This is a genomic window from Kitasatospora sp. NPDC050543, assembly GCF_044457565.1.
In the GTDB taxonomy this organism is placed as follows: Bacteria; Actinomycetota; Actinomycetes; order Streptomycetales; family Streptomycetaceae; genus Kitasatospora.
In genome coordinates, this window is sequence record NZ_JBITGZ010000063.1 from 1 (window position 1) to 14,430 (window position 14,430).

14 protein-coding genes and 3 pseudogenes are annotated in these 14,430 nt (G+C 71.2%); 9 read left to right on the top strand and 8 right to left on the bottom strand.

Translation table 11 applies throughout. The annotated features are described in order from the left end of the window. Positions 1–552: 552 nt before the first annotated feature. The 3 genes from ACIBH3_RS34940 to ACIBH3_RS34950 form a co-directional block, all read right to left on the bottom strand. Positions 553–897: an ATP-binding protein gene (locus ACIBH3_RS34940; RefSeq protein ID WP_396316170.1), complete on the bottom strand. Its 345-nt coding sequence runs from the start codon at positions 895–897 to the stop codon at positions 553–555. A 477-nt stretch (positions 898–1,374) separates the two neighbouring features. Continuing rightward, the gene (locus tag ACIBH3_RS34945; protein WP_396316157.1) at positions 1,375–1,893 is read right to left on the bottom strand and encodes a hypothetical protein; all 519 of its coding nucleotides are present in this window, start codon (positions 1,891–1,893) and stop codon (positions 1,375–1,377) included. Between the two features lie 71 nt (positions 1,894–1,964). Beyond that, positions 1,965–2,612 (bottom strand): transposase family protein, encoded by a 648-nt coding sequence (locus ACIBH3_RS34950; protein ID WP_396316158.1) that lies wholly within the window; start codon positions 2,610–2,612, stop codon positions 1,965–1,967. A gap of 20 nt (positions 2,613–2,632) precedes the next feature. On the opposite strand from ACIBH3_RS34950, the gene ACIBH3_RS34955 reads away from it, so the two are divergent. After that, the gene (locus tag ACIBH3_RS34955; RefSeq protein WP_396316159.1) at positions 2,633–3,202 is read left to right on the top strand and encodes a hypothetical protein; all 570 of its coding nucleotides are present in this window, start codon (positions 2,633–2,635) and stop codon (positions 3,200–3,202) included. A 289-nt stretch (positions 3,203–3,491) separates the two neighbouring features. Here the strand turns inward: ACIBH3_RS34955 and ACIBH3_RS34960 are convergent, their stop codons facing one another. Genes ACIBH3_RS34960 through ACIBH3_RS34970 form a run of 3 tightly spaced genes read right to left on the bottom strand, consistent with a single transcriptional unit; the run spans position 3,492 to position 6,146 of the window. Further along, the gene (locus tag ACIBH3_RS34960) at positions 3,492–4,319 is read right to left on the bottom strand and encodes an MBL fold metallo-hydrolase (RefSeq protein ID WP_396316160.1); all 828 of its coding nucleotides are present in this window, start codon (positions 4,317–4,319) and stop codon (positions 3,492–3,494) included. After that, positions 4,312–5,184: an NAD-dependent epimerase/dehydratase family protein gene (locus ACIBH3_RS34965; protein WP_396316161.1), complete on the bottom strand. Its 873-nt coding sequence runs from the start codon at positions 5,182–5,184 to the stop codon at positions 4,312–4,314. The genes ACIBH3_RS34960 and ACIBH3_RS34965 overlap by 8 nt, the downstream gene beginning before the upstream one ends. Positions 5,185–5,243: 59 nt before the next feature. Next, positions 5,244–6,146: an SDR family NAD(P)-dependent oxidoreductase gene (locus ACIBH3_RS34970; RefSeq protein ID WP_396316162.1), complete on the bottom strand. Its 903-nt coding sequence runs from the start codon at positions 6,144–6,146 to the stop codon at positions 5,244–5,246. Positions 6,147–7,318: 1,172 nt separating this feature from the next. On the opposite strand from ACIBH3_RS34970, the gene ACIBH3_RS34975 reads away from it, so the two are divergent. From ACIBH3_RS34975 to ACIBH3_RS35000, 6 genes are all read left to right on the top strand, one after another. Beyond that, positions 7,319–7,978 (top strand): hemerythrin domain-containing protein, encoded by a 660-nt coding sequence (locus ACIBH3_RS34975; protein ID WP_396316163.1) that lies wholly within the window; start codon positions 7,319–7,321, stop codon positions 7,976–7,978. Between the two features lie 91 nt (positions 7,979–8,069). Further along, positions 8,070–9,293 carry an MFS transporter gene (locus ACIBH3_RS34980; RefSeq protein ID WP_396316164.1) on the top strand — a complete coding sequence of 408 codons (1,224 nt, stop codon included), beginning with the start codon at positions 8,070–8,072 and terminating at the stop codon, positions 9,291–9,293. 244 nt (positions 9,294–9,537) lie between these two features. Then, the gene (locus ACIBH3_RS34985) at positions 9,538–10,080 is read left to right on the top strand and encodes an SgcJ/EcaC family oxidoreductase (protein ID WP_396316165.1); all 543 of its coding nucleotides are present in this window, start codon (positions 9,538–9,540) and stop codon (positions 10,078–10,080) included. Positions 10,081–10,147: 67 nt separating this feature from the next. Next, positions 10,148–10,627: an alpha/beta fold hydrolase gene (locus ACIBH3_RS34990; RefSeq protein WP_396316166.1), complete on the top strand. Its 480-nt coding sequence runs from the start codon at positions 10,148–10,150 to the stop codon at positions 10,625–10,627. Positions 10,628–10,629: 2 nt separating this feature from the next. Further along, on the top strand, positions 10,630–10,923 hold the full coding sequence (locus ACIBH3_RS34995; RefSeq protein WP_396316167.1) for a hypothetical protein: 294 nt from the start codon (positions 10,630–10,632) through the stop codon (positions 10,921–10,923). A gap of 182 nt (positions 10,924–11,105) precedes the next feature. Beyond that, complete coding sequence (locus tag ACIBH3_RS35000) at positions 11,106–11,993, top strand: LysR family transcriptional regulator (protein WP_396316168.1); 888 nt, start codon at positions 11,106–11,108, stop codon at positions 11,991–11,993. A 64-nt stretch (positions 11,994–12,057) separates the two neighbouring features. On the opposite strand, the pseudogene ACIBH3_RS35005 reads toward ACIBH3_RS35000, so the two are convergent. Further along, positions 12,058–12,197 (bottom strand): annotated as a pseudogene (locus ACIBH3_RS35005) (IS5/IS1182 family transposase); the annotation flags it as partial. Positions 12,198–12,265: 68 nt separating this feature from the next. Beyond that, a pseudogene (locus ACIBH3_RS35010) lies at positions 12,266–12,485 on the bottom strand (transposase); the annotation flags it as partial. A 224-nt stretch (positions 12,486–12,709) separates the two neighbouring features. Between ACIBH3_RS35010 and ACIBH3_RS35015 the strand changes: the two are divergent. Both ACIBH3_RS35015 and ACIBH3_RS35020 read left to right on the top strand, forming a co-directional pair. Next, positions 12,710–13,164: pseudogene (locus ACIBH3_RS35015) on the top strand (NPCBM/NEW2 domain-containing protein). A 123-nt stretch (positions 13,165–13,287) separates the two neighbouring features. After that, complete coding sequence (locus ACIBH3_RS35020; RefSeq protein WP_396316169.1) at positions 13,288–14,271, top strand: RNA polymerase sigma factor; 984 nt, start codon at positions 13,288–13,290, stop codon at positions 14,269–14,271. The last annotated feature ends 159 nt before the right edge of the window (positions 14,272–14,430 follow it).

Here is a 14,430-nt window from a genome sequence, read left to right on the forward strand (position 1 = left end):
GCTCGGCATCCCCGCACCGAAGCAGATCATCGCCCTCGAACCCGCACCCCGCTGACCAGCACGAACACCAGCGCCTAGAGAAACGACTCTCAGGCGCCCTCACCCATGTCCGCGCAGGTCAGACCCCAGATTCGTGACTCTAGGCCGCTGAATTACGCGGAACGCAGGGCGGTGAGTCGATCACGTTCCAGGCCGTCCAACGCGAGGCCCACGTCTCCCACGCGTTCCTCTATAACCACCCCGACCTGCGAGGACGCATTGAACGACTCCGGGCCCAAGCCCGGCCGGTTCCCGCACCGACGCCTCCGGCTGACGAGCAGAGCACTCTCGTCCTCGCTCTGACCAGTCAGATCACTCGTCTGAAGAAGCAGCACCGAGAAGAAGTACAGGCACTGCGAGACGCACTCGAACAAGCCCACGGCGAGAACCTCGACCTCCGACGCGAACTCGCCCGCCGCGGCGGGGGCGCCCCCGTTCCACAGGCTCGAACCATCGGCCCCTGCTGACCACGCTCCATCGATCGAAGAACCGTCTTGAGCTGCAACAACACGCTCATATCGCGAACGAACCGGCGATAACGCCCGGTCCGAACAAGATCACCGACTCGCCGGCATGGAGCCAGCGCAGGGCGGCCAGGTCGCGGATCTGGGCCGCGGGCAGCTTCGGGGAGGCGGCGAAGTCGAACTCCTCCAGCGTGACCTGCTGCTCGAACTTCGCCTTCTGCAGGCGCCGTTGGAACGCGACGGTGCGGCGGGTGATCTCGTCCTGGCAGAGGACCTGCAGGAAGTCCAGGTGGCCGAGTTTGCCGCCATAGGCCTGGATCAGCCGCGCGTCCAGGGTCTCCAGCATCCCGGACAGCCGAAGCGCCTTGAGCGACTCGCGCAGGGCGGTGTCCATCACGCTCACCGAGCGGCCTCCTCGGCGTCATCGCGGCCCCGGCGTCGCCGGTCTCCGGCTCGGGGTCGGTCTCGGTGCCCGCGATCAGGATGCCCTTGATGGTGCGGTAGGAGGCGTCGCCGACCGTGATGGTCTTGGTGCAGGCCGCCTCCAGCCGCTGGTCGCCGTACTTCTTCCGCAGCCCGAGGATCCCCTGGGCCGCGCGGAGCCGGTATAGCGCGTTGACCTCCAGCAGCCCGGGCCCGCGACGTCCACCTCAACCTTTCGGGCGAGCAGGCCGCGGCCCTGGCCCGAGCGGAGGACGAGGACGACGTGCGCCAGGTGATCGGCCAGGCCCTCGCGGACTACTTCAACGGAGGCCCCTACAGCGAGCTCTCGGCCGACGACTTCGACTTCGACCCCGACGACTTCGACCTCAACTGACCACCGCACCCGGGGCTGGACCCCCGAAGGTCCGCCGCGTGCCACTGCGGGACTCTAGGAGGCGGCCGGGCCGCTCGTGCGCTCCCACGCGATCCGGCCGCTGATGTGAATGGTGCCAGTCAGGTCGGGGGGCAGGTCGGCGTCGACCCTGCCCTCCTCGATCCCGCCCGCCGGGATGGACTTCCACCTACATGTGATCACCTTTGCCGCCACCTCGCAGGGGTCACTGGCCTTGACGCCGGCCAGCGGCGGGTCGAGGTGCTGGCTGAGGACGACATTGGATACCGGCGAAGTGCTGGTGTTCTTCACCGTCCAGTGCCAGGTGACGTGATCCGCCTCCTCGGAGATCTCGGGCGGGTCGTACGAGAGCGTGACCGCCGCCTCCTGGCGGTGCAGCGGACTCTTGGCGGCCTGCGCGTCAGCCGTAGCGGGCATCATCCCCGCAACGGCCACCATCATGACTGTCAACGTGCTGAGCATTGTCTTGCGCATATGCTGCCGCCCTTCCATGGCGTCGTGTCGAGAGCGCAGGCGGCTCCCGGATAGATAAAGATCAAGGATGCGGAAGGTCACGACCCCGGGCGCGTGGAATCCGCAGGTGCCGCTGCCGTCCGGCCCGGACCACGCCGCACAGCGTCGGTCGGTTACCGGTTCGGCCTATCGCTCCGTCCAGCCGCACGGCCGCCCGCAACTGCTGAGCGGGTGCCAGATCGGCGCGGCAGGTCCGCGCTGCTCCAGGTCCTCGATGCGGGCGGCGCCGGCCGGGACGGCGGCGAGCAGGTGGATCTTGCGGCTGGTTGCCTTGGCGGCGGCGCGCTGCCATCCACCGACACTCCGCGCAGACCAGTGGCGCCGGCCGCCTTCGTGCGGCGGTCAGCCAGCCAGCGGCCGACTGCTCGATCCAGTGCGTCGCCGTCGACGCGGGCCAGCAGTCGGCGCACCGTCGATTCCGCGGGCACCAGCCGCCCAGGCAGCAGCGGATCACGACGGATACCGAGGCGTTCGAGCACGCAGGTCGGGGCGCCGGCGATCCACTCGCCGACCGCCAGCAGCGAGGTGGCTCCGGTCAGTACGGCACACGCGCTCAGCGCGAGCACAGCGGCCAGGGCGTGGCGCCTCCCCGAGCGACACCGCGTGCGTGAGCAACCCCCGCACCGCCGCCAGCGGCCGCTCGAGTGCTGACCCCGCGGCTCTCGCCGTCTGCGTTTCCGTGTTCCGTACACGGCGGTCGGCGCCGCCTGCGCTCTGGTGTGCCGCCACGCAGCGCGTCCGGCGCTTTGCATAATGATCATCTTTGATGAGACGCTGCGCCGTGCACACGAACCAGTCTGGCCGCCTCATCGGCGCCATCTTCGGACTCGTCTTCGTCCTGGCGAACGCCGGGGCCCTCCCGACGGCCGCGGCGATCCCCCTGCGCGTCCTAGCGATCATCGTGTTCCTGCGGCTGTTCACCGCTATGCGGCGCGACGGTGCGGCCGCTGATCGCGCGGCGACTGACGGTACGGGGACCGACGGTGCGACGGGTGCCACGTTCGGGCGCGGGTACCGCCTTGTGGTCGGTGCCGAGGTGCTCGTCGGACTGGGCGGCCTGTTCGTCCTGGCCCGGGTACTGCACGTGCCGCAGGCGGCGATCGGCTGGATCGCCCTGGTGGTCGGGTTTCACTTCTTCGGCCTCGCGGTCGTCTGGCGGATGCCCTCGGTCCACGTCCTGGCCGCCGGGCTGACCGCCTGCGGTGCGGCCGGACTGGCAATGGTCCGGGCGGACGCTCCGCACGCCGCCGTCGCGGCGGTCGCCGGGATCGTCCCCGGTGTGCTGCTGCTCTCCGCCGTCGGTTGGACGGTGTGGGCCTCGAAGCGCGCGGTCGCCGCCGGCCGGCCCTGAGACGTCCCATGGCGAGGTTTGGAGCGGGGTGGGATTCTGGTGGGCCGGCTTGGTCGGCGTGGCCGACCGCGGCGTGCCGGGGCTGCCCGCGGGGCTCTCCGTGCTCTTGGCGGCGGAGAGCACCGCGCGGGCCTGGCGTCACGGTGGTGTCGACCCGTGCAAGCGGCGACGACCCGATCGTGGAACTGGTCACCGATGTCGGGTCGTCACCACCCGCCAACCGCCCTCCGCACCCAGGTCACCGCTCCGGGCGCCGCCATCACCGGCCACGCACCGTCCGCCCCTGACGTCAGCCGCTTTCGATCGGCCGTCCCTGTTCGAAGCGCAGGTAGCGGTCGACCGAGCGGGCGAGCACCTCGTTGCCGTCGGCGGTGACCACACGGCCCCACCAGGCACCGTAGATCCGGTCGAAGCGGTAGCCGCCGAGCAGTTCGCCGGCGGCGCGGACGGCGTCGGGGCGCTCGGGGACGTGGTTGGCGTAGCTGTACATGATGCTGACCCACCGGGGGTCCGGGCCTACGTTGACGATGTCGCCGGTGAAGAGTGCGCCCTGGCCGGCGTTCCAGTGCATGACCGTGCTGCCCGGGAAGTGGACGCCCGGGTTGATCAGCGTCAGCTCGTCGGTCAGGCGGTGGGTCCGCCCGCTCCAGAAGTGCAGGGCGGGGTCGGTGCGGCCGATCCACCGCCGGTCGGCCTCGTGCAGGTGCACGGGCGCGTCGAAGGCGTGCGCCCAGTCGACCATGGCGGAGTAGAAGTGCGGGTGGCTGATGGCGATCGCGGTGATGCCGCCGAGCTCCCGCACTTCGTCGATGACCGCGTCGTCGAGATAGGGCACGCAGTCCCACAGCACGTTGCCGGCGGCGGTGCGCAGCAGCAGGGCGCGCTGGCCGATGGCGAACTCGGGCGTGCTGCCGATGCCGAGGACGTCCGGGCCCTGTTCCTCGAGGCGGCCCCGGTGGCCGTCGGCGCGCAGCTCGGCCAGGCTGGTCCACTGCTGGCCGTCGCGTCCGACGTACTGGCGCTCGTCCAGGCAGACCGGGCAGTCGGGGCGCGGGGCGGCGTACTGGGTGCCGCAGGTGCGGCAGACGGGCAGCGGGGTGCCGGTGAGGTCAGCCACGGTCGCCTCCGGCCAGCTCGGTGAGGACGTACGGGCGGCTGGGCCGCCAGCCGAGTTCGGCGGCGGTGCGTTGTCCGGAGACCACCTGGTTCAGGCCCAGGGCCTCGGTGAACGGGCCGCCCACGGCCTCGGCGGCCTGGTCCACCGGCCAGGGCTCGGCCCGGCCGGTACCGCCCGCGGCGATGTCGGCGGCTGCGGCGAGTGCCGCGACCGGCACCGCTTCGTGCGCCACGCCGTGCAGCACGCTGCCCGCGTGGGCCTTGGTCACCGCCAGCACGAAGAGTTCGGCGAGGTCGTCCACGTGCACCATCGGCCAGCGGGTCGCGGCCGAGCCGACGTACCGGCCGGTGCCCTGCTCGCGTGCCCAGCCGGTCATCAGGCCGGGTATGCCGCCGCCGTGGCCGTACACGATGCCGGGCCGCACGACGACGGCGCGCAGGTCGTCCCCGGCGGCGGCCAGCACGCGCTGCTCGATCCGCGGGCGGTAGTCGACCATGGCGATGGCGTTGGTCGGCGCGTCCTCGTCGAGGGACGCGTCGCCGGTGGCGCCGAGCACCCAGACGCCGCTGGTGTACAAGAAGGCCCGTCCGGTGCCGCGCAGCCGCTCGGCCAGCGCGTCCACGGCCGCCGCGTCCACCGCCTCGTCGCCGGTCGGCGTGGCGAGGTTGACCACAGCGTCGATGTCATCGGTGACGGCCGCCCGCAGCGAGGCCGGATCGGCCAGGTCGCCGATGAGCGCCGTCGCCCCGGCGGGCAGCCGGCCCGCGTCCTTCGCGAGGTGGACCACCTGGTGGCCCTCCGCCTCGAGCCGCCGCACCACGGCCGATCCGATGTAGCCGGTCGAGCCCAGCACGAGTATCTTCATGTCCAATCTCCTTTGTTTCTCGATGAGTTGAGAGGGTTGCGGGATGCCGGACGAACGGTCTACCGCTCGTCGGCCTGCTGGGGGCGGCTCCCCGCGTCCTCGCCCGCCGCGGCGGGTGCCGGGATGGCGTGCTCGGCGGCGCGGCTGACCTGCTCCCATGCCGCCCAGGTGGCCATGCGGGTGCGGGCGATGTCGAACGCGAGGTCGTAGACCGTGCTGCCGAGGAGGAGGCGCAGCGGCGGCTCGTCGCTGTCGACCAGGGTGAGCAGCGCGGCCGCGGCGAGCTTGGGATCGCTGTCGATCGAGCCTTCGGCGAACTGCTCTGCCAGCTTCTCCCGTAGCGGCGAGTACGCCTCCAGGGGGCTGGTGCCGTGCATGGCGGTGTAGAGGTCGGTCCAGTAGCCGCCGGGCTGGAGGATGCTCACCTTGGCCCCGAAGGCGGCGGCCTCCATGGCGAGGGCTTCGCTGAGGCCTTCCAGGGCGAACTTGCTGGCGCTGTAGAGACCGGTGCTGGGGAAACCGCCCAGGGCGGCGATGCTGGAGACCTGCACGAGGTGGCCGGAGCCCTGCGTGCGCAGGACGGGCATGACGGCCTGGCTGACCCAGAGCGCGCCGAAGAAGTTGAGGTCCAGTTGGGCGCGGGCCTCGGCCTCGGTGAACTCCTCGACCATGCCCATCGACAGCATCCCGGCGTTGTTGACGACGATGTCGAGCCGGCCGAAGTGGCCGACCGCCTCGGCGACGGCGGCGAACACCGCGTCGCGGTCGGTCACGTCCAGCCCCAGGGGCAGGACCCGCCCGGGGTGGGCGGCCGCGAGCTCCTCCAGCGGGGCCGTGGTGCGGGCGGCCACCACCACCCGGTCGCCGGCCGTCAGTGCTGCCTGGGCAAAGGCGCGGCCGAGGCCGCGGCTGGCACCGGTGACGAACCAGACCCGGCTGGCGGTGTCGGCTGAGGGGTGCATGCGCAGTACTCCTGTGTCCGATGACTTTGATGACGTGGTACCGGATGGCCCGCGGTCGATCCTCCGACTCCCCGCTGTGCCCCATCAACGCCAAGATCAGTAAGATCCGATAACCCAGGCTTATGACACGGGCCAGCAGCGGACGAAAGGCCACGACATCGAAACTTTCTGACGCTGGCGGAGGACTGCACTTCGGCGGGCCGCTGCCCGGCTGCACCTCACGCAGGCACGCAAGTCGGGTGATCGGCCGTCAGGAGCGTCGAACAGGTGGCTTGCTGTCCGACCGCTCCAACCGCCGCCAGATCCGCTTCACCCCGCTCGGTCGGCAGCGATACGGAGCTTCGAGGCTGTGCGACAGCCTCGAACGCACCCCGGCGACATGGACGTCCTTCTGGCCCGGCTGCGGCGGACGAGCCCGGCCTCGCCGTTGGATGCGTTCTCCTGCGCGGCCCCGGGTGCTGGAGGTCGCCCGCCACAAACCAGCCGAGCGGCCCGCCGTTCCGTTCGAGGTGCTGGGCGACTGCGCCCACGCCGTGCCGGCGGACAGCTCGACTACCGGGAGGGCGGCTATTTGTCGTTCTCGACGCCCGGGAGAGATCGATCGAACGCGTCGAGGAGGTCACCAATGGAACTGATCCACCTGGTCGCCACCGGCGAGATCATCAACCCCTTGTCCGCGCACGTCACGCCTTAGCGGTCCATGCCGCACATCCGCTTCGTTCCCATCCCCGACATGGGCCAGCGACGCCGAGAACTCCTCGTCCGAACCCTCGCCCGCACTGTCCACGACTCCGGCGTTTTGACCTTCGGCGTCCAGACGGCAGCGGCCTGTGTCTCGAGGGCGACAGCATCGAGCCGCCCGTAGCAGCAACACCTTGACCGACGGCACCTTCCTCAACTCCTTGCGCAACGAGGTTCTCCCGGGCGCGAGGTCGACGGCTGGCGCGACCGCAGGAGGGCGTGGAGCCCGATGCACGGTGCAATCGCCCCTGCCCACCGGCTACCGGCAACCCCGGCCTCGTACAGCGATAACCGCCGGGTTATGGCTCGGTCGCCACTTCGGCGTTGATCGCCTCAGCGGCACGGAAGAGGCTGATGCATGCCCGGAACGGCGATGCCGTCGCCACTCGACACGGGCCCACCCTCCCATCGGTACCAGGAGTAGGACCAAGGTGAGCGACAGGCTCGACATGACCGTCACCCACGCGGTGCACAGCGCACTGCGAAGGGGGCTGCGCCACCTCGCCCATGCCGGCGCTCACCACCGCCCCGCCGTCCGGCCCGACCCGCTGTCGACCCCGGGGTGGCACCTGTTGGTCACCGCCCTGCGCGTCCACCAAAGCGCCGAGGACGACGCATTGTGGCCGCCACTGCGCCGTGCCCTGGCCGGTCGCCCTCTCGATCTGACCCGCGTCGAGGCGATCGAGGCCGAACACTTGGCCATCTCCGCCCTCGTAGAGTCGATCATCGCGGTGCGGACCGACCCCGAGGCCAGACCCGGCCTTCTCGCCGACCTCACCGACTCCCTCGTCACCGGCCTTGACAGACACCTCGACCACGAGGAGAGCGCCGTTCTCCCGTTGGTTCAGGCGCTCCTGACCCAGGACCAGTGGAACGACTTCACACGCGCCCACGCCCACCGGATCGGGTCGGCCGCGCCTCAGCTCATGCCATGGCTCCTTGACGGCGTCGACGACCGGACCGTCACCTCCGTGCTGGCCCAGCTCCTCCCGCAGTCCGCGCGGCACACGTACACGCATCACTGGCAACCTGCGTTCGCACGGCTCGACCTCTGGGGCACCCGTGGCGCCGCCCCCGCCCTCCTGACCTGAGCCCCGCATCACCGACGCCCGCCGGTGCAGCCCGCCGGCCGGATCCACGTTCCCTCGCACCAGTCGCACCGCACACCGCAAGGAGTCCCGCATGCCCGCCTCCGAGGCCCTCCAGCAAGCAGCCGTTGGCCTTCCACCCACATCCCGGCCCAGCCCCTCGGCCTCCGTGCCGCTGCGCAGCTGGTTCGCCCTCGCGGCCGTGGCCGTGGGCACCTTCGCCATGGTGACCGCCGAGCAGCTGCCGATGGGACTGCTCAGCCCCATCAGCGGCGCGTTCGACATCACCGAAGGAACCGCCGGCCTGATGGTGACCGTCCCCGGTCTCGTCGCCTCCGCCACCGCGCCGCTGCTGCCCGTACTCGTCCGACGCGCGGACCGGCGCATCGTCCTGATCTCTCTAATGGCGCTGATGGCCGCCGCGAACCTGGTGTCCGTCCTCGCCACCGACTTCGCCGTCCTGCTCGCCTCACGCCTCCTCATCGGGATCAGCATCGGCGGCTTCTGGGCGCTCGCAGCCGGCATCGCCGTGCGCATGGTGCCCGCCGCGTACGTGGGCCGGGCCACCGCCATCACCTTCGGCGGCGCCACGGCAGCCAATGTCCTGGGCGTGCCCGCCGGAACCCTGATCGGGGGGTTCAGCAGCTGGCGCACCGCGTTCGCCACCGTCGGCGGCCTCGGCCTGCTCGTCGTCGCCGGCCTCCTCGTCCTGCTGCCGTCCCTTCCCGCCGGCGAACCGGTCCGGCTGCGCACCCTCGCCGCGCAGCTGCGGAACCGCGCCGTCCGCACTGGAGTGCTCACCACCTTCCTGCTGGTCAGCGGCCACTTCGCAGCCTTCACCTTCGTCAGCCCCGTCCTGCAGGAGGTCTCCGGGATCAGCCCGGCCACGGTCGGCCCGCTCCTGCTCGTGTTCGGCGCCGCCGGCATCCTCGGCAACTTCCTCGCCGGCGCGGTGGCGGGGCGCGACGTCCGCCGCACAGTGACGGTCATCGCGTCCATCCTCGCCCTGATCCTGGCGTTCTTTCCCCTCGCCGGCACCGGTCCCGTCGGCGGGACCGCCCTGCTGATCGGCTGGGGACTGGCCTTCGGCGGAGTCCCGGTGACCGTCCAGACCTGGATCCTCCGCTCCGCACCCCGCGACGCCGAAGCCGCCACGGCTCTCAACACCGCGGTGTACAACCTCGCCATCGCGCTCGGCGCCCTGCTCGGCGGCCTGGTCGTCGACGCCGCCACCCTCACTGCCGCCCCCTGGACCGGCGCAGCCGTCGCCCTGCTGACAGCGGTCACGGTCCGGCTCACCCGCGACACAACGCCCTGACACGCCCCGGCCCATCCCACGCCCCGGCTCCGGGCACCGTCCCCCATACCGGCTCCCGCACCGCGCTCGCCGCGTCAACGTCCGCCCTCCCGACGTGGCGAGCACGCGCCGATCACCACACCGTGAACCCGACAACCGCGAAGGGCGGCGTGCGGCCAGGACAGCCCCGACCATCCGCGGCATTCCCCCTGCCCTTCCACGGCCGGGGCGCTCCCGGACACCGGCCGACAACTGAGGAACCTTCATGACGCCACAGGGCGCCGGCCCGGACATCGTCCAGGAGGACGTGGAGGCCATCGTCGCGCTGGTCGCCAGATTCGAACACGCCCGGCAGAACGCGCTGCCTGACGCGTTCCTGGAGCTCTTCCGGCGCGACGCGCTCTGCTCGACCCCGTACGGCACCGCGCTGTCCGGCATCGACGAGATCGGCGACTTCGCCCGCCGCGTCCTGCCAGAGACGGCCGTACAGCCGCTCACCTCGGCCGTCGAGATGGAGTACATCCACTTCCTCCGCCCCGACGTTGCCGCGGTCATGATCCGGCACCGGCCGGTCACCCGCGACGGCGAGCCGCTCGACGCCCTGCTGCACCGCGGCCGGGACGGACGGAAGCGGAGCAGGTGCCGCAAGCCCAGCGAGGTCGCCTGCCGCTGGGCGTCGCCGGTGGCCGCGCATCCCGGAGCCGCGCCGGGCGCCGACCTCCACGTCATGACCAGGACCGACGGCCGGTGGCTCACCGCCGTCGCCCAGGACACGACGGCCCCGGAAGTCGATCCGTCCATCGGCTGACTGCCACCGCACCGCCGGCACCGCACGGGCCCCGCCGGTCCGCCCGAGACCCGAAAGGCTCGCCCGCATGTCCCGAGAGTTCACGGTCGAGGCATTCGACACCCGCCTGCACGGAGTCGACTCCTTCGGCGACGGACCCCCGCTGCTCTTCCTGAACGGCGGGTTGTCCACCCGGCAGCAGTGGGACCGCGTGATCAGCCGGTTCGGCGGCAGGTACCGCACCGTCAGGTTCGACGACCGCCCTAGCCGCGGATCCGGGGTCCGCGCCGACCGCTGGGTGCGCGAGGCCATCGACGACGTCGACCGGGTGATCGAGGCAACGGCGCTGCGCTGGCCGATCCTGGTTGGTTGGTCCCGGGGCGCGACGATCGCGGTTTGCTATGCGGCGGAGCAGCCACAGCTGGTAGGCGGCCTGGTCCTCGTCGACGGCGCCCACCCGGTCGCCCTGCTCGACGCGGCCGGCAGTGCCGAGCCGTACCACGGCCGCTTCGGCTTACCCGCGCCCGGGCCCTGCTCGGCGGCCCCGGCGCGACGTCCCTACGGCTGAGGGTGCAGATCGCCCTCGCGACTGACCAGGTCAACGCCCAACTCGGCGCGGACTTCGCGGCCCTGAGCTGCCCGACCGTGTTCCTCCTGGCCGGCGGCCCGCATTCGGACGCGCCACCGGAGCGCACACGCCGGATCCACACCGCAGCCGAACAGGCCGCGGCCGGCAACCCCCAGGTCACCGTCGTCGCCACCACCACTGGCCACCCCGCACGGATCCTCACCCGTGACGCCGGCCTCGTCGCCGCCGCGATCGACGAGGCCGCCCGGCGGCTGAAGGCGCTCGTCGCTCCCTGACGCCACCGCGCCGCAGCAGTCGGCATCCTCCTAAACCCCGTTCACGCGGACTCGTCCACCGCCCCACCACCGGCTGCTCCACCACCTGACGCTGCAACATCCTGTCATCCCTGCAGAGCCGCCCGCATATACTTCTGCGGCTCGACGACCGTGGGGGACGTCGGGAGGACCACGGGGGCGTCATGGAACTGCGGGACATCGAGATCTTCCTGGTGCTGGCCGAGGAGTTGCACTTCGGCCGGACCGCCGAGCGCCTCAGGGTCTCCCAGGCCCGGGTCAGCCAGGTCATCAAGAAGCAGGAACGCCGTCTGGGCGCCGCGCTGTTCGACCGCACCAGCCGCACCGTGCGGCTGACCGACGTCGGCCGCCAGCTGCGCGACGACCTGCAGCCGGTCTACGCGGGCCTGCACGAGTCCCTCGAGCGGGCCCGGCTCGCCGCCCGCGGCGTCACCGGCCGGCTCCGGGTCGGCATGATGCCGTTCAACGTCGTCGACCTGCACGTGTACTGGAAGGAGTTCCGGTCTCGGAACCCGCAGTGGGAGCTGGAGGTCCGCCAACTGGTGTACCCGGACCCGTTCGGCCGGCTCCGCAACGGCGAGCTTGACGTCCTCGTCGTCTGGCTGCCCGTGGAGGAGCCCGACCTCACCGTCGGCCCGGCCCTGATGACCGACCCCCGCATCCTCGCCGTCGCCGCCGACCACGAGCTCGCCGAGCGGACCTCGGCGCATCTCGAAATGTTCGCCGACTTCCAGCACCCCATGCCGCCCTCCATCCCCGACTACTGGGAAGAGAGCTACCTGCCGTTCCATACCACCCGCGGCCGGACCATCGAACGAGGCTCGCAGGTGACCAACGCGGAGGACCTCATCAACCGGGTCGGCATGGGCGAGATCATCCACGGCTTCCCCAGTCACGTCACCCGCCACTGGGGCATGCCCAACATCCGCTGGATCCCGGTCCCCGACCTCGCCACCCTCACCTACGCCCTCGTCTGGCGGAGCGACGCCGAGAACGAACCGATCCGCGCCCTCGCGGCCACGGTCCGCGACCTCGGCGCGTACCAGTTCTGACACCCCTCGGCCGCTCCACCGGCGTCACCGCCCGCCACCCCTCCCCGCACCCGAGCCGTCCGCAGAGGCCGTGGGAGTCGATGATGCACGCGGTCGGCTCCGGTCACGGCCTTCGGCGGCGCGGACCAGGCGTCGGAGAAGGCCGTTGAGCTGCTCGAACACGCCCTCCTTCTGCCAGCGGGCGAAGTAGGCGTAGACGGTCTCCCTGACGTACTGAGGAGATCCGTTGGGCAGCGCGGTGGTGCTGCTGGAGGAGAAGCGGCCGGTCCTGAGCCCATGTCGGCCCAGGCCTTGCGGACGCCGGGATGGTCTACGGCGACCGCGGTCAGCAGGTGGCGGCCGGCGGTGCCGTCCTGCACGCTCGCGGCGGTGACCAGCACCACCAGCAAGCAGGCCGATCGTGTCGGTGACGATGTTGCGCTTCCTGCCCACGATCTTCTTCCCGACGTCGATGCCCTGCGTGGCGGCGGGAACGTTCGGGGAGGTCTTCATCCTCTAAAGTCAGCGCAACCTTAGGACTCCGTTAGCGGCTGCTGTTCACGGCGAGCTACGGGCTGAACCCCTCCTACGATCAGGCACATCGGTCGCAGGCCGGGCCCGCCAGGCCCGCCCGCCGGCCGGTTTGAGGAGCACAGACCAACGACGGAGAGTCAACGACCGGCCCTTTCTCACGAGTGTCCGCCGGCAGGCACCGGCACGGAACCCCGGTTCCACCCGTGCCGCCGACCACCCCGCCCGGCCACACCAGCTCGCTCACCGACTCGGCCTGGACCGCCGCCACCAGCGGCTGGGACCCCGCCGAGAAGAGCAACGGCGAACAGGCCGCCGGTGACAGCCGCACCCTCACCATCCGCGGCACCACCTACGCCAAGGGCGTCGGCACCCACGCCACCAGCACCATCACCCACAACCTCGCGGGCACCTGCAAGACCCTCACCGTGGACGTCGGCCGCGACAACGAGACCCGTGGCAAGGGCACGGTGAGCTCGAGATCTACCGCAACACCACCAAGGTCACCGACAGCGGCACCCTCACCAGTAGCTCGCCCGTCCAACACCTCACCGCCGACCTCACCGGCGGCAAGCAGCTGCGCCTGGTCGTCACCAACGGCGGCGACGACATCAACTACGACCACGCCGACTGGGCCAACCCCCAGCTCACCTGCAGTTGACCCCCGGCACCCTTGCGGGCCGTGCCCCGGACCTCCCGGGCACGGACCGCGGGCACCCCGGCAGGCGTGGCCCGCCGACAGCCGCCCGGGCCCCCGCAGGGTGCCGAGAACGAGGAGCTGAGTATGAGTCCCGATCGCGTGACCACGGCGGCCGATGTCGCCGCCGCACAGGCCGGTGACGAGGCGGCTCTCGACCGGATCACGGCCGCCTTCCTCCCGCTGGTCTACAAACTGATCGGCCGGGAGCTGGACGGACACGCGGACGTGGACGACGTGGTCCAGGAGACCATGGTCCGCGTCGTCGACCGACTGGACACCCTCCGTGACCCCTCGTCCTTCCAGTCCTGGCTCGTGGCCGTGGCCAAGAACGAGGTCCGCCGCCGCTGGAGCCGCTGGCAGCAGCAGGCAACCACCCCGGTTAGGCCGGACGACCGCGTTCCGGACCCCGACGCCGACTTCGTCGAAGTCACCATCCTGCGCCTGTGCCTGCTCGACGCCCGCCGCGAGTTTGCCGAGGCCACCCGCTGGCTGGACCACGAAGACCGTTACCTACTCGACCTTTGGCAGCGGGAGAACAACGGCGAACTGACCCGACCCGACGTCGCCCGGGCCTTGCAGATCTCGATTTACCACGTCGGCGTCCGCATCCACCGGCTAAAGGCCCGCCTCACCACCGGCCGCGCCGTCGTCCGCGCCCTGGCCGCACAGCCAGGCTGCCTCGACCTCGCCGCCGCCACCGCGGACCGGGACGGCGCCTCGACCCCGCTGTGGCGCAAACGCATTGCCCGGCACATCCGCTCCTGCGACTGCTGCTGTGGCCACCAGGGCGACCTGATGCCGGTCGAGCTACTGCTGGTCGACGCGGCGCTAGGGAGCACGGCCCCGCCGGGCGCACCGGAGGGACGCCCGAACCGGTTGCCGAGGACACCGGCACGCCGAGCCGGACGCCGCCCTCCGCAGGATCGACTCCCCGGGCCACCCCCAGGTGTGCCACGCCCCCGATCCCACGACCCACAAGCCGAACGAGCAGCGCTGCGCGTCGCACGAGAACGCGAACCCCGGGCTGCGATCGGCGGGGTTGGTGTCTCTGGGAAGTGTCGGCACTGATGGTTCGTCGGGTTCTGGCTGGTTGTGCCTGGTCGAGGCTGTTTGTTGGTGGCGTGTGGTTGGTGTTAGAAGCCGTTGTCTTATCGGACGTGATCGGCGTATTTCCGCTGGTGAGGCATAGTGCGGGCGGTCGGGCGGCAGGGTTGCTCCATCGGGATC